Origin of the sequence: Prochlorococcus marinus str. MIT 9312, assembly GCF_000012645.1 — a bacterium.
Taxonomy (GTDB): Bacteria; Cyanobacteriota; Cyanobacteriia; order PCC-6307; family Cyanobiaceae; genus Prochlorococcus_A; species Prochlorococcus_A marinus_L.
This window is the reverse complement of the sequence record NC_007577.1, coordinates 68907-92930: the sequence shown is the minus strand read 5'-3', so window position 1 is coordinate 92930 and position 24024 is coordinate 68907. Positions and strand designations below refer to the sequence as shown.

At 31.3% G+C, this 24024-nt stretch carries 25 protein-coding genes; 13 read left to right on the top strand and 12 right to left on the bottom strand.

Going from position 1 to position 24024, the window contains the following annotated elements; translation table 11 throughout:
- Nucleotides 1-12: 12 nt before the first annotated feature.
- Genes PMT9312_RS00435 through PMT9312_RS00425 form a run of 3 tightly spaced genes read right to left on the bottom strand, consistent with a single transcriptional unit; the run spans nt 13 to nt 4473 of the window.
- On the bottom strand, nt 13-1416 hold the full coding sequence (locus PMT9312_RS00435; protein ID WP_011375651.1) for a TrkH family potassium uptake protein: 1404 nt from the start codon (nt 1414-1416) through the stop codon (nt 13-15).
- 5 nt (nt 1417-1421) lie between these two features.
- Nucleotides 1422-3230 carry an SLC13 family permease gene (locus PMT9312_RS00430; RefSeq protein ID WP_011375650.1) on the bottom strand — a complete coding sequence of 603 codons (1809 nt, stop codon included), beginning with the start codon at nt 3228-3230 and terminating at the stop codon, nt 1422-1424.
- Between the two features lie 49 nt (nt 3231-3279).
- A complete protein-coding gene (locus tag PMT9312_RS00425) occupies nt 3280-4473 on the bottom strand; it encodes an NAD(P)/FAD-dependent oxidoreductase (RefSeq protein WP_036924436.1) in 1194 nt (397 codons plus the stop codon).
- Between the two features lie 95 nt (nt 4474-4568).
- Between PMT9312_RS00425 and PMT9312_RS00420 the strand changes: the two genes are divergently transcribed.
- Both PMT9312_RS00420 and PMT9312_RS00415 read left to right on the top strand, forming a co-directional pair.
- Nucleotides 4569-5294 carry a phosphoadenylyl-sulfate reductase gene (locus PMT9312_RS00420; protein ID WP_011375648.1) on the top strand — a complete coding sequence of 242 codons (726 nt, stop codon included), beginning with the start codon at nt 4569-4571 and terminating at the stop codon, nt 5292-5294.
- 15 nt (nt 5295-5309) lie between these two features.
- Nucleotides 5310-5993 carry a type III pantothenate kinase gene (locus PMT9312_RS00415; protein WP_011375647.1) on the top strand — a complete coding sequence of 228 codons (684 nt, stop codon included), beginning with the start codon at nt 5310-5312 and terminating at the stop codon, nt 5991-5993.
- Between the two features lie 3 nt (nt 5994-5996).
- Here PMT9312_RS00415 and bcp read toward each other — a convergent pair whose 3' ends face one another.
- Nucleotides 5997-6464, bottom strand: coding sequence for a thioredoxin-dependent thiol peroxidase (gene bcp, locus PMT9312_RS00410; protein ID WP_011375646.1), 468 nt, complete (start codon nt 6462-6464; stop codon nt 5997-5999).
- Between bcp and PMT9312_RS00405 the strand changes: the two genes are divergently transcribed.
- Entirely contained in the window at nt 6464-7120 is a 657-nt protein-coding gene (locus PMT9312_RS00405) for a 4'-phosphopantetheinyl transferase family protein (RefSeq protein ID WP_011375645.1), read from the top strand. The genes bcp and PMT9312_RS00405 overlap by 1 nt on opposite strands.
- Here PMT9312_RS00405 and PMT9312_RS00400 read toward each other — a convergent pair.
- From PMT9312_RS00400 to PMT9312_RS00380, 5 genes are all read right to left on the bottom strand, one after another.
- Nucleotides 7117-8406 carry an AAA family ATPase gene (locus PMT9312_RS00400; RefSeq protein ID WP_011375644.1) on the bottom strand — a complete coding sequence of 430 codons (1290 nt, stop codon included), beginning with the start codon at nt 8404-8406 and terminating at the stop codon, nt 7117-7119. The genes PMT9312_RS00405 and PMT9312_RS00400 overlap by 4 nt on opposite strands.
- A 32-nt stretch (nt 8407-8438) precedes the next feature.
- Entirely contained in the window at nt 8439-10076 is a 1638-nt protein-coding gene (locus PMT9312_RS00395; RefSeq protein WP_011375643.1) for an alpha-D-glucose phosphate-specific phosphoglucomutase, read from the bottom strand.
- A 32-nt stretch (nt 10077-10108) separates the two neighbouring features.
- Nucleotides 10109-10279, bottom strand: coding sequence for a hypothetical protein (locus PMT9312_RS09560; protein WP_011375642.1), 171 nt, complete (start codon nt 10277-10279; stop codon nt 10109-10111).
- Between the two features lie 12 nt (nt 10280-10291).
- A complete protein-coding gene (locus tag PMT9312_RS00385; protein ID WP_011375641.1) occupies nt 10292-11392 on the bottom strand; it encodes a DUF4912 domain-containing protein in 1101 nt (366 codons plus the stop codon).
- A 270-nt stretch (nt 11393-11662) separates the two neighbouring features.
- Nucleotides 11663-12016: a hypothetical protein gene (locus PMT9312_RS00380; protein ID WP_011375640.1), complete on the bottom strand. Its 354-nt coding sequence runs from the start codon at nt 12014-12016 to the stop codon at nt 11663-11665.
- A gap of 96 nt (nt 12017-12112) precedes the next feature.
- Between PMT9312_RS00380 and sufB the strand changes: the two genes are divergently transcribed.
- Genes sufB through PMT9312_RS00360 form a run of 4 tightly spaced genes read left to right on the top strand, consistent with a single transcriptional unit; the run spans nt 12113 to nt 16834 of the window.
- Complete coding sequence (sufB, locus tag PMT9312_RS00375; RefSeq protein ID WP_011375639.1) at nt 12113-13555, top strand: Fe-S cluster assembly protein SufB; 1443 nt, start codon at nt 12113-12115, stop codon at nt 13553-13555.
- A 21-nt stretch (nt 13556-13576) separates the two neighbouring features.
- A complete protein-coding gene (gene sufC, locus PMT9312_RS00370; protein ID WP_011375638.1) occupies nt 13577-14362 on the top strand; it encodes a Fe-S cluster assembly ATPase SufC in 786 nt (261 codons plus the stop codon).
- A 1-nt stretch (nt 14363) separates the two neighbouring features.
- Nucleotides 14364-15581, top strand: a complete 1218-nt coding sequence (locus PMT9312_RS00365; protein WP_011375637.1) for a SufD family Fe-S cluster assembly protein — start codon at nt 14364-14366, stop codon at nt 15579-15581.
- Nucleotides 15581-16834, top strand: coding sequence for an aminotransferase class V-fold PLP-dependent enzyme (locus tag PMT9312_RS00360; RefSeq protein ID WP_011375636.1), 1254 nt, complete (start codon nt 15581-15583; stop codon nt 16832-16834). Before PMT9312_RS00365 ends, PMT9312_RS00360 begins: the two co-directional genes overlap by 1 nt.
- Here the strand turns inward: PMT9312_RS00360 and PMT9312_RS00355 are convergent.
- On the bottom strand, nt 16831-18756 hold the full coding sequence (locus PMT9312_RS00355) for an alpha/beta hydrolase family protein (protein WP_011375635.1): 1926 nt from the start codon (nt 18754-18756) through the stop codon (nt 16831-16833). The genes PMT9312_RS00360 and PMT9312_RS00355 overlap by 4 nt on opposite strands.
- A gap of 81 nt (nt 18757-18837) precedes the next feature.
- Here PMT9312_RS00355 and def point away from each other — a divergent pair, with 81 nt between their 5' ends.
- From def to PMT9312_RS00330, 5 genes are read left to right on the top strand one after another with little or no spacing between them, the layout of a single operon-like run.
- The gene (gene def / locus PMT9312_RS00350; RefSeq protein ID WP_011375634.1) at nt 18838-19443 is read left to right on the top strand and encodes a peptide deformylase; all 606 of its coding nucleotides are present in this window, start codon (nt 18838-18840) and stop codon (nt 19441-19443) included.
- A 4-nt stretch (nt 19444-19447) separates the two neighbouring features.
- Complete coding sequence (locus PMT9312_RS00345; RefSeq protein ID WP_011375633.1) at nt 19448-19789, top strand: histidine triad nucleotide-binding protein; 342 nt, start codon at nt 19448-19450, stop codon at nt 19787-19789.
- Between the two features lie 47 nt (nt 19790-19836).
- Complete coding sequence (locus PMT9312_RS00340; protein ID WP_011375632.1) at nt 19837-20115, top strand: hypothetical protein; 279 nt, start codon at nt 19837-19839, stop codon at nt 20113-20115.
- 42 nt (nt 20116-20157) lie between these two features.
- Nucleotides 20158-22140 (top strand): ABC transporter ATP-binding protein/permease, encoded by a 1983-nt coding sequence (locus PMT9312_RS00335; RefSeq protein WP_011375631.1) that lies wholly within the window; start codon nt 20158-20160, stop codon nt 22138-22140.
- 8 nt (nt 22141-22148) lie between these two features.
- Nucleotides 22149-22424: a chlorophyll a/b-binding protein gene (locus tag PMT9312_RS00330; RefSeq protein ID WP_011375630.1), complete on the top strand. Its 276-nt coding sequence runs from the start codon at nt 22149-22151 to the stop codon at nt 22422-22424.
- On the opposite strand, the gene PMT9312_RS00325 is transcribed toward PMT9312_RS00330, so the two are convergent.
- Both PMT9312_RS00325 and psbX read right to left on the bottom strand, forming a co-directional pair.
- Nucleotides 22425-23351 carry a Ycf66 family protein gene (locus PMT9312_RS00325; protein ID WP_011375629.1) on the bottom strand — a complete coding sequence of 309 codons (927 nt, stop codon included), beginning with the start codon at nt 23349-23351 and terminating at the stop codon, nt 22425-22427.
- 80 nt (nt 23352-23431) lie between these two features.
- Nucleotides 23432-23617, bottom strand: a complete 186-nt coding sequence (psbX, locus tag PMT9312_RS00320; RefSeq protein WP_011375628.1) for a photosystem II reaction center X protein — start codon at nt 23615-23617, stop codon at nt 23432-23434.
- Between the two features lie 90 nt (nt 23618-23707).
- Between psbX and PMT9312_RS00315 the strand changes: the two genes are divergently transcribed.
- A complete protein-coding gene (locus PMT9312_RS00315; protein ID WP_036924477.1) occupies nt 23708-24013 on the top strand; it encodes a YggT family protein in 306 nt (101 codons plus the stop codon).
- Nucleotides 24014-24024 lie beyond the last annotated feature (11 nt).

Below are 24024 nucleotides of genomic sequence, written 5' to 3'. Positions count from 1 at the left end.
ACTCAGTCAATCCTAAACATAAAGATCAGCCCTAGGATAGCCAATTCTCTTTTGTCTATCTATTCTACTCTTGTAAAGAGCCTGCCAAAGTGCACTTAGTAGCAAAAGGATACCAAGTCTGCCCACAAACATACCGACAATAAGAATAAATTGGCCAAAATGATTTAATTTTGCAGTTAAACCAATATCAAAGCCAACTGTTGCAAATGCAGATATGCAAGTGAACAAAATTTCTAGGAATGTGAAAGATTCTTTTTTAACAAACGTATTAGTTGTACTGAGCAGCATTGCCATTAAAAGAACGAAAAGCAAAGAACCAACAGTGATTCCAACTGCCTTTAGAATAACTTTATCTGAAATTAATCTATTGCTAATAATTACATCTTTCTGACCTCTTAAAGTTGATCTAGTTGCAGCCATTAAAGCAATAAATGTAGTTGTTTTTATCCCTCCACCAGTACCTCCAGTGCTTGCTCCAATAAACATAAGCGTCATTAATAATAATAGACCAGTATCTGAGATAGAGTTCAAGGAGATCGGATAATTTGTAAAGCCTGCGGTTCTTGCACTCACTGTTTCAAAGATTGATGATAATAACCTTTCAAACAAATTCAAATCATTAAAAAATTGACTATTTAGCAATGATTCAGTGAGAAAGAATCCTAATGATCCGAATAATATTAGAGACAAAGTTGTCCTAATAACTAATCTGGAATGAAGGCTCAATTTTTTATATGAAAGATTTTTTTTATTACTCCAAATATCATCAATAACCCTCCATCCCAGTCCACCCATGACAATGAGAAAAATAAACACAATATTAACCAAAAAATTTGTTCTATAGTCTTGGAGACTATTAGACCATAAAGAAAAACCTGCATTGTTATATGCAGATATGCTGTGAAAGATAGAAGACCAAAGTCTTTCCCAATTATTTTGAATATCTACAAATCCAAAAGAATATAAGACAATTGCGCCAAAAGATATGATACAAGTTGCAGTGATAGCAATACTTTGAAAAGTTCGACCAATTCCTCCAACTCCAAATTCATCTAGAGTCTTTCCTTTATCTAATCTAGTTTTTAACTTTGTGCCCTTTACAACAAAACCTTGTAAAAATGTCGTAATAGCCATTAATCCTAGACCACCTGATAAAAGCATAAAAGCCAAGAATACTTGGCCAAAGAAATTTAAATCAACACCAATATCTATTATGGTTAATCCAGTAACTGTTATAGCAGAAGTAGATGTAAAAAATGCTTCCCACAAACCAACATTTGAAGATGAACATAATGGAGAACTCAAAATCAAAGTTCCAAAAAAAATAATAAACAATCCCGTAACAATAGTAAATTGAGGTACAGATAGTTTTCTGTAAGCATCTTTTAACTTATAAACATTACTTGTGAATTTCACGTTATTTATCTGAAATTTAAAATTATCAATGCTGGCACTGTAAAAGACATTATAAGTGTTAATCCAGCTCCGTATTTTGCGATGTCAAAAAATCTATATCTTCCAGGACCGTAAACCATTAAATTTGTTTGATAACCCATTGGTGTCAAGAAAGATTGACTTGCTCCGAATAGAACAAGCATTATTAAAGCGCTAGGTGAAATGCCTAAAACACTTGAGAATTCAATAGCAACAGGCAAAATCAAAGCAACCGAAGCAGCATTACTGATAAATTGGGTAAGAATAACTGTAGATACAAAAATTACGACTAGTGCAAAATAAAGAGGCATTCCATTAAGAGCAAAATTAAGATTAACTGCTATTAAATCTGCTAATCCTGTGACTTGCATAGCAACACTAAAACATGATAAAGATCCCAATAATAAAATAACGTCCAACCTAATTGATTTTTGTATTTCTGCAGGTCTTAAACATCCAAAAGCAACCATTGCAATAACTGCCAAAAGAACTGAACCTACTAATGGAATATTAGTCAACGAAGGCAAAACCACCATTCCTATTGCAATTGCAATCGATATAGGCTTTTTAATCAAGACAGGTAAATCATCTTCGAATTGATCTAAAATAAGCAAATCATTGCTGGCCTGCAAACCTCTTATGGAATCTAACGGGGCTTGCAATAACAAAACATCTCCTGCCCTTAAAACAGCTTGGCCTAATCTCTCCTGAACAGTTTGCTGACCTCTTCTCAATGCCAAAACTGTTGCATTATGCCGCTGCCTAAATCTTAATTCTCTCAAACTAGCACCAGCTAAAGTTGAGCCAGCTGGTAACAAGGCTTCAAAGGTTTTAGTACCTTCATCATCTGAAAAAACATTAGCTCCTCCAAATGATGTTTTATTCTCTCCTAATAAAATTGTGTGTTCCTGCTGCAGTCTAAATAAGTCAGCTCTTGTAACTCGGATTATTAATCTATCATCCGGTTCAATCTTTCTATCTGCCAAAGGAGGAAGAATAACTTTTCCATTGCGTTGCAACTCAAGAACATCAACGTCAAATCGTCTTTGCAATCTACTATTTCTAACAGATTGTCCAACTAATTCTGATGAAGAGGGAATAGTAACTTCAGTGAAGTAAATATTCATATCGCCATTTTTAATGAAATCCTTATCTCTCCCTCTATCTGGTAAAAGCAGATCAGAAACTATAATCATATAGGTTGTACCTATCAGCCACACAGGAATTCCAATTGCAGTCAAACTAAATAATTCCAAAGCTCCATAACCTAATTGCTGACTAATATCACTTACAAGAAGATTGACTGAGCTACCTAATAATGTCAGAGTTCCACCCAGCAAAGTAGCAAAAGAAAGAGGTAATAAAACTTTAGATGGTGATATATTTCTCCTCTCGCACCAACCTTCAATTAAAGGTAACAAGGATGCTACTACTGGAGTATTAGGTACAATTCCGGATATTGGAGCAATCAAAAAAGCTATTAATGAAATTAATTTCCTTGGAGTTCTAATACTTTCAGAAGAAATCAATTCTCTTACTCTGTCTAAGGCACCACTTTTAAATAATGCAGAGGAAACTGCAAATAAACCCATCAGAGTTATTAAGGAAGGGCTACCAAATCCAGCTAAAGCTTTCTCAGGGGAAAGAACCCCTGTAGTTATAAAAATTCCAACACATAACAAACCAGTCAATTCTGGCGCAATAGTATTTTTGATAAACAAAATTATTGACATCATTAAAACAACTACCGTTATAAACGCATAATAATTATTACTAACAACTGCAATTAAATTCATATGAGACTTATTTAACTCAATATACCCAAAAACAATATTTCAAAAAAGTTTAATTGAAATTATCTTTTTTAAGAAAATTCTGAAAAATAGATTTTTTGTGGAATATCCATGAATATGCAGATTTTAAACTTTCATTAATATCAGGCAACTTGGAAGCATATATAAGTCTTCTTGCCTCAAAAGCTAATTTTCCCGATAAAGTAACCCCAAGCCCCGCAATTGAAGCTTCCCCTATTCCTAAGCTAATCATTTCACCATTATCTTGAAATTCAAAAGGTAAAGGATCTTTTCCTTGAATTAATAGTTCTAGATTTTTAGCGAGATGATTTCCTTCCTGCATCGCAACCTGAGCTGTTATGGGTAGATCCTCCATCCCTGCAATGATCGAAATATCGCCGATAGCAAAACAGTTATTATGGTTTTCTATTTGCAAATTATTATTAACTAAAATTCTTCCAAATTTTTTTGTTATTTCATCAGTTTGCAAATAAGACAAGTTGGGTTTAACACCTGCAGTCCAAATAACAATATCTTTATCCAAAGAAGTTATCCCATCCTCACTGGAAATAATAATTCTAGTTTCTGAGACTTCTTTAACTGTGGTGTTTAAAAGAACATTGATTTTTCTTTTTTCTAATGCGGTCTCTGCTTGTTCCCTATTGAAAATTTTGTTTCTACTAAGTATTTCATTAGATCTTTCTATCACATTAATTTCAAATTGATCTTTGTATATATCTTTAATTTTGCATGCTAACTCAATGCCAGAGGGACCACCTCCAACTATGAATAACTTTTTATGAAGCAAAGTTTTTTGTGATTCTTTTAAAAAGGATTTTACTTTATTTAGATCATGAAAATCATTAAAAAAATAACAATTTTCCTCTACACCTTTTATCAAAAAAGTATTTGGTATAGAACCTGTACAAATTACAAGATATTGAAAACTTAATTTTAATTCGTCACTAAATTCAAGTATATTTTCTTTGAAGGAAATCTTTGTTAAACAATTTTTTAAAAAAGTTATACCTGCATCAGAAAAAATATTAGCAAATTTTGGCGTGGCTTCCCAAAGTCTTATTTCTTTACTTAAAACTTCATACATTAAAGGTTTAAATATAAAGTTGGATGCAGAATCGACTACAATAACAGGTAAGGAAGGATTAAGATTCTTTATATTCAAAGCAGCTGTCATACCTGCGAAACCTGCTCCAACTATTACTATTGGTTTTTGTATTGCTTTCATTAGCGAAATATTGTTATCCATAAATGTATTATTAAATAATACGAAGAATTTTCAAATTAAGTGAAATAACATTCATCTCATAACCAACTTTAAGAATGATTGAAAACATCCAAAAAGATATTCAACCTGAATTAATAAATAAATATAATCAAGAGCTAAGAGATATGACTGCTCAAGAAATGCTTACATGGGGTTATAAAGAGTTTGATAATCAATTCGCAATTACAACAAGTTTTGGTATACAGTCATCAGTCCTTTTAAATATGGTCAGTAAATTATGTCTACAAAAAAAAATCAAAATATTTTGGATAGATACAGGTTATTTACCTCCAGAAACATACCATTATGCTGAAAAACTTATTGTCGATTTATCTTTAGAAATAGAAGTTCTGCAAAGTGAATTATCCCCAGCAAGAATGGAGACTATACACGGAAAACTTTGGGAAACAAATAAAGCGAGTGATTTAGATAAGTATCATGATTTGAGAAAGATAAAACCTTTGGAAAATGGTCTAGAAAAATATAAAATTAACTGTTGGGCAAGCGGTGTTAGATCAAGCCAAACAGAAAATAGAAAAGAAATGAAATTCTTGGACCTAATTCGTCAAAGACTTTCTCTAAGGCCTTTATTAAATTGGACAAATAAAGATATTTTTTATTATATGAAAGAGAATAATTTACCTGCCCATCCACTTTTCAGCAAAGGTTATTCTACTGTAGGTGATTGGCACTCAAGCACTCCTGATGGTAATAAAACAAAAGGAAGAGCAACAAGATTTGGGGGGATTAAACAAGAGTGTGGAATACACACTAATAATTAAATTGATCATAAAAAAATGATCTCAGATACAAATTTTTTATTAGTGGGCAATAGTAGGCTTCATTGGGCTAAATATTCTAAAAATCAATCTAAATTCTTCCATACCCAAAAAGAGCAAAAAGTTCCAGAAAATATAGATCTAGATAGGTTAATTTGGGCTTCTGTAGGAAAATTACCAAATTTTTTGCTGAAAGAGGAAAATGAAATAAAAACCAAAGATATTAGGTTATCAAATCTCCCTGATTATTTTGGAGTTGATAGAGCTCTTGCGTCTCTTGCAGCTTTAAATATTATTGCAAACCCTTTAAAAAAAGATTTGCTAATTGCAGATTTTGGAACAATATTATCAATAACAAAATTAAATCCAAATGGATCTATCATCGGTGGTCAACTTATCCCAGGTTTACTGACACAATTAAAATCAATGGAACAAAACACAAAAAACCTCAAAGTTCCCAAAAAATATGATATCCCAACCAAAGATTTTTTAATGAATACAGAAGAAGCAATTTTGAAAGGGGTAATCAACTCTCTTACTGAAGTTATTATTAGTTCATTTAATCCACTCAAGGATGTCTTGATTACCTGTGGAGGAGACTCTCAATTCCTTACAAAATATCTAAAAACTCAGAAAACAAATATTATCAATTCCCCTAATTTAGTTATGGAAGGAATGATCATGCACCACCTATCTCTCTAGCAGTTACTGTAATCGGAGGTCTGCAATTATATGATCAGCCATTATTGCTGCTTTTACCTTTAAGTAGATTTTTTCAATTTTTCCGTCAGTATCAATCAAAAATGTATTTCTCATCATTCCCATATATTCTTTTCCCATAAATTTCTTAAGTCCATAGCTGTCATAATCAGAAGAAACTTTAAAAGGTTCAGGATCAGTTAAAAGAATAAAAGGTAAATTAAATTTTTCTATAAACTTCTGATGAGAAACTGCATTATCTTTACTGATACCAAGAACAACTATATTATTTTTCTGGAGTAAATCCCAATTTTCCTTAAAATTGCAGGCTTCTTTAGTACAGCCTGGAGTATTATCTTTTGGATAAAAATATAGTATTATTCTTTTACCTTTAAAATCATTAAGAGAGACTTCTTTGTCAAAAGAATCTTTTAATTTAAATTCTGGTGCTTTGTCACCAACCTTAAGAGCCATTGAAATTATTAAATGAGTATAAATATAAAATACCAAAAATTTGGTTTTATGAGATTAAAGGAGTACAAGATGTCGTAACGATAGAGGAAATTAAAACTGCGAAAAAACTATCAGGTTTAAGATCAAAGGTTTATTTAGAAACAAGGGCTTATTTAAGAAAATCACTATCAACCCTTTTTGATTTAGATCCCCTAGAAATTCCTATAAATGCCCATCCTGGAAAACCTCCAAAATTAGCTCTTGGCATGGGAAATATAAGTTTAAGTCATTGCAAAGATGCCGTAACTATAGTCTGGCACAAAAACAAAATTGGGATAGATATTGAGAGAAAAGATAGAGATTTTAACCATGTAAAATTTGCAGAAAAATATTTTTTTCATACCAATAAATCAATTCAAAATAAGAATATGACCAAGAATATGATTTTAAATCAATGGTGTGCTGTTGAAGCAGCAATAAAATGGGATCATGGAAGATTATCTAAAGACATAAATCATTGGCAATATTTTGAAAAACCAAAAGAGTTAATACATAATAAGAAAAACTTACATTTACATTATTCTCAAATTAATTTTCATAATTGGACTATAGCTTTAGCCTACGAAGAAAAAACTTCTTTTAATACTGAGATTATTTGTTGTTCGAAAAATTTTTAGTTTTCTTTTCTTCTAAGCAATTCATCATATTTAATTTTTTCCCATCCATTATTATTTGGTTCCCATATTTTTAAACCTCGTACAGCTATGGGAAGATATTCTTGTGCGACCCAATTTCCTGGATAATTATGAGGATTAACATAACTATTAGAATTATTTTTTAAATGACTTGGAACTTCATAAGCATTGATAGATTTGAATGTTTCAATTGCTTTAAAAATCTTTTTCGTACTATTACTTTTTGGAGAAATAGCTAAATACAAGGAAGCTTGTGTTAAAAAATATAATCCCTCTGGAAAACCAACTCTATCAAAAGCATTACAACACGATTGTACAACTACTATGGCATTAGGATCAGCAATCCCAATATCTTCACTGGCAGATATAAGAAGTCTTCTAAAAATAAAATTAGGATCTTCGCCAGCTTCCAGCATATTTGCAAGCCAAAATAAAGTTGCATCTGGATCAGAACCTCTAATGGACTTAATAAATGCACTTACTATATCGTAATGATTTTGACCATTTTTATCGTAAACAATATTTTTCTTTTGAATTGCATCCTCTGCAATTGAGAGATTAATATTAATTTCTTCAGCTTCATTTTCATCAGTTGTTCCTATTGCCATCTCTAATGCATTGATTAGTGTTCTTGCATCACCACCAGAAAATTTAATTAAATGATTTATTGCATCCTGAGTTAAACAAACCTTTTTTGGTTCCTTAAGTTTTGCATAGTAACTTATAACTTTTTTTATAATTTTCTTCAAATCAGTTTCACTTAAAGGAATTAATGTAAAAATGCGAGACCTACTAACAAGCGCTTTATTAACTGCAAAGAAGGGGTTTTCAGTTGTAGCACCTATAAAAGTTATAGTTCCATTCTCTATTGAGGGTAATAAAGCATCTTGCTGCACAGATGTAAATCTATGCACCTCATCGATAAATAAAATTGTTTTTCTTTTTGTATTTATTAATCTTTCTTTTGCATTAGCGATTTCATTTCTTAATTCTTTGATACTTGATAATACAGCGTTTAATTTAATTAATTTTGAACGCGTATTAAAAGCAATAATTTCAATTAAAGTAGTTTTCCCCACACCAGGAGGGCCAGAAAAAATAAAATTACTAATCTTATCGTTTAATATGGCACTCCTTAAGAGCGAATTCTCATTTAAGATTGATTTTTGACCAAAAAAATCGTCTAAATTCTTTGGTCTCAACTTATCTGCCAAAGGAGCATTACTTTCTATTTGAGAATAATTGGTAAATAAATTTTCGGAATGCATATAAATTAAATCAAGAAATATTACTTTAAAGTCTATGTAATTACCGTAGGAGTTTGCATTTGAGTAAGTTTTGAAATATTTAACAAATCATCTAAATTATCTATTAGGGGTTTCAAAGCGACTTGAGGATTTAACGAAAGATTCTGTTTAGAATTGAAAAATTTCTCAAAGTAGAGTCTTAATGTTGCACCCTTAGTTCCAGTTCCAGAAAGACGTACAATTATGCGTGAATTATCATCAAGAATCAATCTTAAACCTTGATTTTCACTTATGGAATCATCCACAGGATCTAAATATGAAAAGTTATCTGCAACTTGAACTAAATGACCAGCAAAATTACTTCCTTTTAAATTTTCGAGCCTAGAAGTTAGATCACCAAAGATTTGATTAGCAATATTTGAGGGAATTGCCTCATAATCATGTCTTGAATAATAATTCCTACCAAATTGTTTCCAATGACTCTGTATCAAATCACTTACAGAACAATTTTTTTCGGCTAAAACTTGTAACCAATACAAAACTGCCCATAATCCATCTTTCTCCCTTACATGATTACTACCTGTTCCAAAACTTTCTTCTCCACATAATGTAATTAAATTAGAATCTAAAAGATTTCCAAAAAATTTCCACCCAGTAGGTGTCTCGAAACAAGGGATATTTAATGCACGCGCAACGTTATCAACTGCTGAACTAGTTGGCATAGATCGTGCTACACCTGTAATACCATCTTTATAACCAGGGACACATTTGGTGTTAGCAGTAATCACTGCCAGGCTATCACTAGGATTTACAAAACATCCACTTCCCAGAATCATATTCCTATCGCCATCTCCATCGCAAGCAGCACCAAAACTATAAGATTTTTTATTTAATAATAAATCAGCTAAATGAGAAGCATAAGTAAGATTGGGATCAGGATGTAAACCGCCAAAATCTTTTAACGGAGTACCATTCATAACACAATCATTTGAGAGACCCATTTTTTCAACAAAAATATTTGTTGCATATGGGCCTGTAACCGCATTCATTGCATCGAAAATTAATGAGAAGTCTTTTTTTAAAAAATCACTAATTTGATCAAAATCAAAAATTTCCTCCATCAAATCAGAATAATCTTTCAATCCATCAATAATTTCTAAGGTAGTTTCCCCGAAAGAATATGCTCCATATTCAGTAAAATTTGGTAGTTGAATTTTACAAATTTTATAACTAGTAAGTAATTGTGAAGCTTTGAATATCTTATTAGTAATCATCTCAGGAGCTGGGCCACCATTAGATATATTCAACTTGACTCCAAAGTCACCATCAATCCCTCCAGGATTATGACTTGCAGAAAGAATAATGCCACCAATAGCATTCTCTTTTCTAATTAAATGTGATGTAGCAGGAGTAGATAATAAACCACATTTTGGAACAATAACCTTTTGCACTTTATGAGCAACACATATTTGCACAATTTTTTCTATTGCTTCAATATTTCCATATCTGCCATCACCACCAACTACTAATGTTGAAACTTGTAAATCTTCCAGTGATTGTAAAATTGCTTCTATAAAAATTTCTAGATAATTTTTTTGCTGAAACTTTAAAGTGCTTTTTCTTAAACCAGAGGTGCCGGGTTTTTGATCTAAGAAGGGAGAATTGATATTTATTACACTAACTTCAGTCATAATTTTAAGATACTTCCAAAAATCTAACTAAATTAATGAGGCATTTCGGATGTTCTTAACATAGCGATAAACCATAATGAAGAAATTAATAATGCGCTTAGAATTCCATAGTTAACACCAAATTTAGAAATTGTAATTGGAACTATAAGTGGAAATGTTAATGCTCCAAACAAGGGAGTAAAGGCTACAATTTTTTTCAGCATTAATTTAAGTGATTAAAACCATTCTGTCTCAGCTTTATCTTTTTCGTTAGTATCGTCAAGTGGAGTAGTTCTATCAAATTTGATTGATATACTTTTTTCTTGCTCACCAGATACATCAACCGCTTTAATATCATATTTTTGAGTCCCGTCTCTAAATGGAACTTGAATTCTAAAAGTTCCATCAGCAGCTAGGGGAACATCTTCTCCACCAATTGTGAGTTTTGCCGAAGGTTCAGTGGCTCCATAAACAATTAATTCAGCATCTGCAACAAGCCAAAAAGATCTATTTTTAACAATCCCACTTCCAGATTCATTTAAACCTGAGGACCATTTACCAGCACCTGAGTCAGTAAGATTATCATTTAGATTTGTTGAATTTACATTTTCCATAAATTCTTCTGAACCCACTTTCCTTCTACGAGGAATATTAGTTGCTGCTTGATATAGTCTTTCATGCATACCGGTTTGTTCTGGAACTACAGGATTTGAAATTTCTGGAATCGACTCAGTACTAGCATCCAAATTAAAAGGCACAAATTTGTCAAGAATTTGCTCTGATGGATGGGATGCAGGAACATGACTTATTGAAGAGAATGCCAATGACATCCAGTTAAAACCATATTTATAACCTAATTCAACCTTATAGTCTCTATCTGCAAGTGGAATTGGTAAGTACCACTCAGTACTATAGCTATCAACTGCTATCTCCCTTAGTGTTCCTTGATTAAGATTACTTCCATCAAAACCAGATGCATCAAATAATCGTAGACATAATTTATTTGCTCCCAAAGATTGAGCTTTTTCTCGATCATCATCTGAAATTTGCCAGAAAACGTATGCCCAGTCTGGATCCCGGGGTAAAAACACTACATTTGTTTTAACTTCTTCACTACTGCTAAAGGTATTGGACTCGAAGTTATTTGCAGAATTTGGCTGAGATGTACTGATATTTGTTTTCGTAGGAGATTTTTCTTGATATTTAAGAATTAAGTCAACTAATACAGCCTTTGTTTTCCTACTGTATAGAGGTACTGATAATTTACTTGCTTCTTGACGTAATTGTCTGAGGGTTAGTGAGAGTAATTGATCTTTATTTCTGATCACATCAGCCACTTTAAAATCTCCGTTTTTGTTTGGGATCAGTATGTTCTTTTTTTTTTGCAATTGTGTGACTTTTAGCCCGGTCGTCAGGATCCTCTGACTACTCAAAGATTTTAAAAATTTGTATTTCGCCCCAAAACAACTGGTAATAGAGGGATTAATTAATTTTTAGAATTTGTTTGAATGTAAATTAATTTTCTTTTTTTTTAAATTTTATTACCTAATTTTGTTAACGACTCAACAAAAATATATTTTTTCTTCGGGATCAATTTAAGGAGATTTCTAACTTTGTTCAACTAGAAGTACTAAATCATCTATCTCTAAGTCCTGAATATTTTTACCTATTCTTTGTGAAAAAGTATTTAACTTTTTTGCAGTTGATTCTAATTGCTCATAAAACAGATCACTAAATTTTTTATCATCAAATTTTTTGGATTGATTATCACACCATTCTCTTAGAGGATTTTTATCACATAATTCAGAACTATTATCTTCAGTTATAATTTTAAAAATCTGGAGGCAATGAGCAAGTATTCTTACATGATGTTTCTGCTTAATTGGTAGATCCAAATTATCAATTTCTTGAATAGTTTGCTTGTTTAAAGAGTTTGAAAAGGGATCAAGATGTTTAGACATTAATTTTTAGTTTTAATAAAGGGAAAAAACTCAATATTAGGGGTATCTTTCGTTTAAAGTATATAAAGCTAATTGTAATAAGTTATTTTTGATAACATGGTTAACGAAAATTTAGTTAAAGATGTAGTAAAGGAGCCATACAAATATGGTTTCGTTACAGATATTGAAACTGAAAAAATTGCAAAGGGATTGAATGAAGATATCATCAGACTAATTTCAGAAAAAAAAGAAGAGCCAAAATATCTTCTTGATTTTAGATTAAAAGCTTTTAAAAAATGGCAAAAAATGGAGGAACCTAATTGGGCAGAATTAGGATATAAAGAGATCAATTATCAAGATATAATTTATTATTCTGCTCCCAAACAAAAAGAAAAGATTTCTAGTTTGGATGAAGTTGATCCCAAACTTCTTGAGACTTTTGACAAATTAGGAATACCTCTTACTGAGCAAAAAAAACTCACGAATGTAGCAGTAGATGCTGTGTTTGATAGTGTTTCTATAGCTACAACATTTAGAGAGGAACTTGCCGAACATGGAGTTATATTTTGCTCAATCAGTGAAGCAGTAAAAAATCACTCAGATTTGATTGAAAAATATTTAGGTACAGTAGTTCCAGCTGGTGATAATTATTTTGCAGCACTAAATTCTGCTGTTTTTAGTGATGGTTCTTTTGTTTATATCCCAAAAGGCGTGACCTGTCCTATGGACCTATCTTCCTACTTTAGAATTAATAGTGGTGATTCTGGACAATTCGAGAGAACACTAATAATTGCCGAAGAATCAAGTTCTGTAAGCTATCTAGAAGGCTGTACAGCCCCAATGTTTGATACAAATACCCTACATGCTGCAGTAGTAGAACTAATAGCCCTAGACGATGCCGCAATAAAGTATTCAACGGTACAAAATTGGTATGCTGGTGATGAAAAAGGTGTTGGCGGAATTTTTAATTTTGTCACTAAAAGAGGAAAATGTTTAGGTAAGAGAAGTAAAATTAGTTGGTCTCAGGTTGAAACAGGTTCTGCAATTACCTGGAAATATCCAAGTTGTCTTCTTTTAGGCGAAGAATCTGTAGGGGAATTTTATTCAGTAGCACTCACAAATAATCTTCAACAAGCAGATACAGGCACAAAAATGATCCATATTGGTCCCAAAACCAAATCAACTATTGTTAGCAAAGGAATAAGTGCAGGCAATTCAATCAATAGCTATAGAGGCCTTGTCAAAATGGGTACAAAAGCAATTGGATCAAGAAATTACAGCCAATGTGATTCAATGTTAATAGGGGATCAAGCTTCTGCAAATACATTTCCTTATATAAAATCTCAACAACCCAATTCGGAAATTGAGCATGAAGCAAGCACATGTAGAATCTCTGAAGATCAACTTTTTTATCTCCAGAGCAGAGGTATAGAATTTGAAGAGGCAATATCTATGATGGTCAGTGGTTTCTGCAGAGATGTATTTAATCAATTACCTATGGAATTTGCTGCTGAAGCAGATAAGTTACTGGCTCTTAAACTCGAGGGCTCAGTAGGTTAATTAATCAATTTCTAAAGTGAAATGCAAAGTAACATGAAAGAATCAGATCCAATTTTAGAAGTTCGAAATCTCTTTGCATCTACTGATAATCTTCCAATTTTGAAGGGGGTTTCAATTACTGTCTACCCTGGAGAAATCCATGCCATTATGGGAAGAAATGGATGTGGTAAAAGTACTCTTTCAAAAATTATTGCAGGACATCCCTTATATAACATTACAAATGGCGACATAAAATTATCAGGTGAAAATATTAACTCTCTCGAACCTGAAGAAAGAGCTCAATCAGGAATTTTCCTTGGTTTCCAATATCCAATAGAAATTCCAGGCGTTAGTAATCTCGAGTTTCTTAGAGTTTCAACAAATGCTAGAAGAAAATTCCTTAATAAAGAAGAATTAGATACTTTTGATTTTGAAGAATTAGTTAAAGAAAAGTTGGAACTGGTAAAAATGGATAACGCATTCTTATCAAGAAGCGTAAATCAAGGATTTTCCGGAGGTGAAAAGAAAAGAAACGAAATTCTGCAAATGGCTTTACTTGAGCCGAAGATAGCAATTTTAGATGAGACCGATTCTGGTCTAGACATTGACGCTCTTAGAATTGTCGCATCAGGAATTAAAAAAATATCTAATGCACAAACTGGAATTATATTAATTACTCACTATCAAAGATTATTAGATGAAATAGAACCAAATTATGTCCACGTTATGGCAGATGGACAAATCATAAAAACTGGCGGCAGTGATCTTGCTTTAGAGCTTGAACGCAAAGGTTATGAATGGACTGATAACTTTGTAAAAGAGACGTAAAATGGAAATTATTGAAAAAATAAAAACCAATAAATTAATTGATAATCCAACAGAAATACAAAAAATCTGTCTTCATAAATTACAATCAAACCCTCTCCCTAATCCTAAAAGTGAAATATGGAGACTATCAAACAAATCAAAATTATCAAACTTCTTAGACTACTCAGTCAATGAAAAAGATCAAAAATCTCTTATATCATATCCTTATAGTTCTCAAAATATTATTAGATTAACAATTGGTGAGAATAGCCAAATTTCATTGATAGAAAAAAATTATTCAATACAGCAATTGAGTAAAGATAAATTAGATAAATTCATAAAGCAACAGATATCTTGTTTTGATCAAAATGAACATTGGAGTGACCTCCTAAATCTTTCTTTAAGTTGTGACAAGAATATCTTGGGATTAAAAATAAACGGATCCAAAATTCCTCCTATTGAAATCTTTAGTCATGCATCAAGTAATTCTTTAAAGGCAAAAACCCTAGTAATATTTTTAGAAAAAAATTGTGATATTGAATTATTACAAGTAAATCTTGGTGTAGAAAACTCTGCATTATCTCAATCAACATTCTTTTTTTTAGAAGAAAATAGTTCTGTAACTCATGGTGTTGTGTCATATGGTGAAAACAAATCAAATCTAGTTAATTCTCTCAATGTAATTCAACAAAAAAATAGTAAATACAACTTAGGTTCTTTACATTTCAAATTTAATTATGCAAGATTTGAAATTCATATAAAACAATCTGCAGGAAATGCTAAAACCAATATCAAAGGTATGCAAGTAACAAAAAACGATGAACAAATTTCTACTCATACAAAAATATACTTTAATGGTCCAAATGGATTTTTAGATCAAATCAACAAATCTCTTGCTGACGATAAATCACATGCAATATTTGAGGGTTCAATTATTGTTCCAAAAATTGCCCAGAAAACTGATGCTTCTCAATTAAGCAGAAATTTACTTTTATCAAATCTCGCACAAATAGATACCAAACCTCAATTAGAAATAATTGCTGATGATGTCAAATGCAAACATGGAGCTACAATTTCACAATTAAATGAAGAAGAACTTTTTTATATGAGAGCAAGAGGTATCACATTAAAAGAAGCCAGTAAACTACAATTAAGTTCTTACTTTCAAGAAATAATTTCATTTATTCCCGTTGTAAAAGACAGATGGGATTTGCTTGATAAACTTTTAAATGAGAATTAATGGAAACGATTCAAAATTTTCCTGAAATAACCAAGAAAGACTTTCCTCTTTTAAATAAGAATTTAACAAATAATGAGCAAATCATTTATTTAGACCATGCTGCGACTACTCAAAAACCGATACAGGTCTTAAAAAAAATTGATGAATATTACAGAAACTTTAATGCCAATGTACATAGAGGTGCGCATCAATTAAGTGCTAAAGCAACAGAAGAGTTTGAAAATGCAAGATATTTAATTAGTAAATATATAAAAGCGAATTCAACAAAAGAAATTATTTTTACAAGAAATGCTACTGAAGCAATTAATCTCGCAGCTAGATCATGGGGTGAATCTTCTTTGAAAGAAAATGATGAAATTCTCTTGTCAATAATGGAACATCATAGCAATATTGTGCCTTGGCAAATGGTTGCAGCAAAAAATAAATGCAAATTAAAATTTATAGGTATAGATAAAAATGGAAAATTAGATATTGATGATTTTAAATCTAAATTAACATCAAGAACAAAACTTGTTAGCATCGTACATATAAGCAACACACTAGGTTGCTGCAATCCAATCAAAGAGATAACTAAATTAGCCAAGCAAAAAGGTTCTTTAGTGCTAATAGATGCATGCCAAAGTTTAGCTCATCAAAAACTGGATGTAATTGATCTTGATATAGACTTTTTAGCGGGTTCAGGACATAAACTTTGTGGTCCAACAGGTATTGGTTTCCTCTGGTCAAGACAAGAAATTCTAGAAAAGATTCCTCCTCTCTTTGGTGGTGGCGAAATGATTCAAGATGTTTTTGAAGAGACAAGTACTTGGGCAGAACTACCACATAAATTTGAAGCTGGAACTCCTGCTATTGCAGAAGCCATAGGTCTGGCAGAGGCAATAAATTACATAAACAATATTGGATTGAATAATATTCATAAATATGAAAAAAATATTACTAAATATTTATTTAAAAAATTAAATCAGATAGAAGATATTGAAATTATCGGTCCATCTCCAGAGATAGATCCAGACAGAGCATCACTTGCTACTTTTTATATAAAAAATATACATGCAAACGATATTGCTGAAATTCTTGATTCGAAAGGAATTTGTATCAGAAGTGGACATCATTGCTGTCAACCTCTGCACAGATATATCGGAATTAAATCAACGGCTAGGATTAGCATGAATTTCACAACCAATAAAGAAGAGATTGATATATTTTTAGAAAAATTGAAAGAGACTATTAATTTTCTAAAAATGTATTCTTAAATATTCAAAGCGTTTTTTAAAAATTCCTGAGATTTTTTCATTACTAATTCCTTAGTTTCAATATTTTTAAAACCATGACCCTCATTTTCGAAAAAAATAGCTTCTGAAAATTTATTATTCCGAATCAATATCTCTTGAATTTTTAAAGTTTGTTCATATGAGATAACTGAATCTTTTTTGCCATGAAACAATAAGATAGGTTTTTTTATTTTGTTAATTCGATTTATAGGCGATCTATATATATATTTATCATGGTTTTTTTCATAATCTCCTACCAAAGAATTTAAATAATCTTTTTCAAACCTATGGGTTTTGTAATGCATCTCCTTAAGATCTATCACAGGATATTTACAAATTGCAGCTGTAAAAATAGACCCATACGATAAGCAATTTAGAGCGGTGAATCCACCAGCACTATTACCAAAAATTACTACTTTTTCACTATCAACTAGATTTAATTTAAGTAATTCAAGTGCTAGTGCTTTGCAATCATAAGAATCAACAATTCCCCACTTATAGTTCAACCTTTCTCTATACACTTTCCCAAACCCAGATGATCCTCCATAATTAACTTCAGCAACAAAAAATCCTTGAGCAGTCCAATATTGAACTTCAGCATTATAGGAGCCATCAAAACATGAAGTTGGTCCACTATGAGCTCTAACCAAGAGAGGTGGTTTTCTAAATTTTTCAACAAGCGGCCTATACAGAAAAGAATGAGTTAATTTATCTTCAAAACCTTTAAACCAAAATGATTCGGGTTTTGAACAATCCTTTATATGTTCAACATTTATTTCCTCAAAAAAATCTGATGAAACTTTTTCTTTGAAATCAATTTCAAATAAATTACCCAAAAAATCAGATCCAAAACCTTTTAAAACAACTTTCTTCTCAAAAACACTAAAATCACTTACTGCAGTAAAAGGAGTAGAAAATTTTTTAAAAAATGCAAGATCTTTATATTGTTCCAATATCCAACTATTTTCTTTTTTTGCCAAACAAAATAAATTTTGTAAAGTTCCTGAAAAAAATGCAATTCCTGAAACCCATTGAGGTGCTCCATATTCAATCCAATTTCTCTTTATTCTTTTCGTAATAAAAATACTCTCAATTTCACTAACATCTAGAAACAATAAGTTCCACCATCCAGAACTATCTTCAGAACATACTAAAATTTTTTCACTAATCCAATAAGGTTGAAAAAAAGAAACATTCTTTTTGGTATTAACCAGTTCGTTTGAGAACTTTTTTAGTTGCTTTATCTCTCCATCTAAGTCCATTTGAGCAAAAAAGAGGTTATTTTTTTCCCATGGCATATATGGAGAATCCCACTCTATCCAAGAAAGTAAGCTTACAGAAGTATTTGAAGATAAATCGCCGGCAAAATTTTTAAATTTTTTTATTAGATAAATATCTTGTTCATTTTTATTTAGGTTTAAAGAAAATAAATAATCACTATTATTTATTTCACAAATACCGTACAAAAAATCTTTTTCAGAAATAACAAATGAAGAATCAAAATTTCCTTCTATTGATTTAGATAGCTGCCGCGGTTCTTGAACTGATTCAAGATATTTGTTTTGACTTTTATCTGTTATTCCCGCATTTTTAAAAATTTCAAACCATACTGCCTTTGAAAACTGATCTATCCAAATCAAATAAAAATTATTTTTAAAATCTATGCATTTATAAGATTTACCACCATATCCATGAAAATTATTTTTAATAAGATATTTTTTATTAGTTAATTTTTGAGGAAATGCATCTTTCTCATAAAATGGTCTTGCAAAAATGGCATTTTGATTTTGACCTTCACCAACAAAATCAATCCAAAAAATGGTATCCCTAATAATAGTTAATTCCTTAAAAGAATTTGTTTTAGATAGATTTTGTCTAACTTGTAATTTATCATCATTACTCATTTATAAAACTATAAAGAAAGTAAATTAAAGTGCTAGTATTTTTATAGCTAAAGTCTTCATTAAAAACTTTTTTTTATTAACGTGGCAAACCATTTTTCACAACTTGCAAAAAAGTCAAAAACAAATGGGAACTCGGAAAAAATTGCAAAAGAACAAACAGGTAAGCCATCTCTCGAAATTTATAAACTTGGTGATGATGTTTTAAGACAAAATTCCAAAAGAATAACTAAGGTTGATGAATCGATTAGAAAACTTACTAGAGAAATGATTCAAAGCATGTATGCGGCCAAAGGAATTGGACTTGCTGCACCTCAAATTGGTATTAATAAAGAGCTTCTTGTGATTGATGTAAATTTTGAAGATTCAGCTGCAGAACCTTTAATCTTAATCAATCCAGAAATTACAGACTATGGAACAACCCTGAATTCATACGAAGAAGGCTGCTTGAGCATACCTGGTGTATATTTAAATGTAGTAAGACCATCAACTATAAAATTAAAATTTAGAGATGAAATGGGAAGACCACGTAAAATGAAAGCAGATGGACTTTTAGCTAGGTGTATTCAACACGAAATGGATCACTTAAATGGAATATTATTTGTTGATAGAGTTACATCAAAGGATGACTTAAAAAAAGAACTTATAAAAGAAGGGTTTCACGAAAAAGACGTTATTTCGATAACTTAATTTAATGACTGAAACTACAATATTTCAAAAAATTCTTAATGAAGAAATCCCCTGCGATAAGCTTTATGAAGATGAGTTTTGTATTGCATTTAATGATATCCAGGCGCAAGCTCCAGTACATTTTTTAGTGATTCCTAAAAAGCCCATTATCAGTTTATTAGAGTGTATTGAAAAAGATGCAAATTTATTAGGGCATTTACTATTTGTAGGTAGCAAAATAGCTAAGTCAAAAAATTTAACTAATTGGAGAACAGTAATTAATACCGGAGCAGAATCGGGACAAACAGTTTTTCATTTACATATTCATTTTTTATCTGGAAGAAAAATGAATTGGCCACCAGGTTAATACTCTCGAAATAAATGTTTATCGGTTATAAATAAGAAAAAAGAAAAATGAATACACCAGATTCCATAAAGACAGAATCCAAAAATTTATTCAATTTAATCTCAAAAAATTGGGGAGAATTAGATGACTCACTCAAGAGTAAATTAATAAAAATTTGGAGTGTTTTAACTTATAAATGGCAATTACAAATTTTATTTAATTTACCTTTTCTACTATGGTGGGGATTAGATAAATTTTTTCCAAAAATACATGAGTTTGATGCAACAATTTTGAATTACTTAAATTTACCTAACTGGGCACTTTCATTTATTGGTTTTGGTCAATAGACTTCAAAAAGATATAATTTATTTTATACAACTTGTCGAGTAATGAATAAAGCCGTTAAAAATAAATCTAAAATACTTTATCAATTACAAAAATTAAGGAAACTATCTCAGCCATTTTTTCTCCCAATAGATCAATGTAATGGATTTCAATTCATATGGCTTTTGATATCTCTTTTATTTTGTGTTGGGGGAATAGTGCTTGTTGGTCTTACAGGAATAATAAGTTTTTTCGAAAACTTTCAACCTATTTTTCTTGAAAAGTATTTCGGCGGTGTAGTAAGTATTATCAATTCAATTTGGGCTGGGAGCTGGGGATTGCTTTTCTCTGCCTTATTTCTAATTGGATCAGGAAGCTTTTTTAGCTTAAGACTTCAATTAAAAAACCGTAGATGGTTACATTGGTTATTCCTTGCGATAATTGTATTAATGCTTTTAGCTGTAAACGGAATAAACGCAGGAATAGGATTTATAGCAAGAGATTTAACAAATGCTTTGGTAGAAAAGCAAGAAGATGGATTTTATCGGATATTGGGGATTTACGCTTGTTGTTTTGCTGTTGCTCTACCAATACGTGTTTCCCAAATATTTTTTACATATAAATTGGGAATAATTTGGAGAGAATGGCTTTCAAAAAGTTTAGTCAAAGATTATATGACTAATAAAGCTTATTACCAATTAAATCCCAATGATGAAGAGCAAACTGATGTAGATAATCCTGATCAAAGGATTACAGATGATACCCGAGCTTTTACGGGGCAAAGCCTGTCTTTTACATTAGGTGTTTTTGATGCACTACTCACATTTTCGCTTAATATTCTTATTTTATGGAGTATCAGTACAACACTTACTTTTTCTTTATTTGGTTACGCTGCATTTGCAACTTCTATCCTTTTAGTTGCTGGTAAAAATCTTGTAAAGATAGACTTTGATCAACTCAGATACGAAGCAGATTTTCGATATGGCTTGGTACATATTAGAGATAACGCTGAATCAATAGCTTTTTACGCCGGGGAAAATCCTGAGCGCAATGAAACTGAAAGGCGATTAGGAGAAGTGGTAAGAAACTTTAATTTACTGATTATATGGAGAGTAATAATTGACGTTATGAGAAGATCCATTAATTATGCTGGAAATTTCTTCCCATATTTAATAATGGCAATACCTTACTTTAAAGGTGATATTGATTATGGGCGTTTTATTCAGGCAAGCTTTGCATTTGGCATGGTCGAAGGTTCGTTATTTTTCATTGTTAATCAAATAGAAGAACTTGCAAAATTTACTGCTGGAATCGGAAGATTAGAAGGATTCCAATCAAAAGTCGAATCTATTAGTCAAACTAACCCTATAAGCAATCAAAACGTTATTTCAGATTATCCCTCAATTCTTATTAAAAATGCTGACCTTTATCCCCCAGGCTCGGATAAAAAAATTATTAAGAATTTAAATTTGAGCATCAATAATAATCAATCACTTTTGGTTGTAGGACCTTCTGGATGTGGAAAAACATCTTTGCTAAGAATGATTAGTGGTTTATGGGAACCAGATCAGGGAGTAATAAAAAAACCAAAAATTGGGGAATTATTATTCATACCTCAGAAACCTTATATGTTACTAGGTTCTTTAAGGGAACAATTATGTTATCCCACAGAAGTTCAAAAATTTAGTGATGAACATCTTACTGCTGTACTTCATGAAGTAAATTTAAAAACATTAGTGGATCGTTATCCTAATCTTGATATCAAACAAGATTGGCCAAGAATTCTTTCTCTAGGCGAACAACAAAGATTAGCTTTTGCAAGACTTTTACTAAATTCTCCAAGATTTGCAGTACTTGATGAAGCAACAAGTGCTTTAGATATTGATACTGAAAAAAAACTATATGGTTTACTAAAGGAAAGAGAACTATCTCTTATTAGTGTTGGACATAGACCTAGCTTAAAAGATTTTCATGAAAATATTTTAGAATTAAATGGACAAGGAGACTGGAAATTAGTGACTTCTGATAAGTATAATTTTAAGGATTAGGAAAAAAAATGAATTCTAAAGAAGAACAAACTAACTCAGAAGTCACTAATTTAGAGAATGAGAGTTCTATAGAAAAAAAGAAAGATAAAAATGACAAAAGTGAACAAACTGCAGATATTAAATTTGATGAAAAATCAATAGATATTGAAGATGAATATAAATTCGGATGGAGTAATTATTCTGAAATAACTAATGGAAGATTTGCAATGATCGGATTCCTAGCAATAATACTAATTGAATTATTTAGTCAACAATCGTTTTTAAAATGGGCAGGAATCTTATAATTAATCATCAAATCTAGAACTGTTATCTCTAGGTTTCTTTTTATTTTTTCCAACGGTATATCTACCATTTTGATTTTTTGCACTTGATCTCGCTGAAGAGCTGACTCTCCGAGACTCTCGAGTTTTTTTGACTTGATTAACATCTTTGAATGAAGCATCTTCTACTAGCTCTGTTGAAGTTTGCTGCCTAATAGGAGATCTTGAAGGTTTCTTTCTTGATTGAGAAGAATTATCAGGTGTAGAACTATTATCTTGCCTAGATACTGTCCGATTTATTCTGGGTCTTGATCCTGTTTTAACTTCATTACGAGATAAGTTTCTTCTTTCACCAAAGTTATTTCTTTCTGATTGATTACTATTTGTATCTCCAGGAGTCTTTCTTCTTCTTATAGGTTCGTCATTTTCAAACTGATTTGCTTCTCTTTTAGATGGCCTGCTTCTACTTGCAGCAGAAGCAGGAATGGCTCTTGAAACATTTCTTCTAAGAGATCTCCCATCCATATATTCATCTTCAAATTCATCTTCTTGAGGGTTAAATCTTCTTGATGGTCTTTCAGCTTCCTCAAACCTATCGTATTCGTCATTAAATCGACCTCTAGAATTTCTGGGCACATCAGAAATAGGATCATCATCAAAATAAGATGATCTTCTTGCTTGATCAGTAGCAACTCCCCTTAATCGCACACTTTCATATGCAAAAAAAACTGTGGTTCCTGCTAACAAAAACTGACCAAACTGAAGAATAGGATCTAATCTCCAGCCTTGAAAAAATAATATCCCTCCGCACAAAAGTCCTATTGCTGCGAAGAAAACATCATAATCTCTTGCTAATGCAGGTTTAAAAGACCTTAAAAAATAAAGGCCTCCTCCACCTACAGCGAGAACTATACCAACAATACTGGCCCAATTGAGACTAGCATTGACCACATTCTTTCTCCAAAATTTATTTTTTAAAGGGGAAATTAAATCACCCTATATATATAGTGTACTTAAAACTTCTACAAAAACTAGCGTCTTCCAGTAGATGTACGATTGAGGGAATCTTTCTGACTAACAAAAATCAAAAATGCAGTAGCTGGAATAACGATAAGTAAAGCGGCGGCAATAAAACTACCTATCATTCCAACTGCGGAATTATTTGCAACTTCAGAAGAAAAATCTGCAGCTAGTAATAAATTTGAGATTTGAAACACTGGTTAAATATTAAATTCTCAATTTATAATACGAATTAAATACGTTTCAATGGGTTATTTATTAAGATGAGTTAAATAATTGTGATTTCCTTGCTTGTAGAATCTCTCCAAATTTTAGATGTTAGCTTAGGAATCTCTCTATCATATCTAACTGTAATTTTTTTAATAAGATTAATTCTTACTTGGTACCCAAAAATTGATTTAAGTAAAGGTTTATGGTTATTAGTTTCAATACCATCAAGCTCTATTCTGAATTTAACAAGAAAATTAATTCCCCCTATAGGAGGAGTTGATGTGGGACCTGTAATCTGGATTGGAATTATAAGCTTTTTAAGAGAGATTTTAGTGGGTCAACAAGGTCTTATAAAACTTGCATTGCATACACACATTTCATAGTAATTATTTAA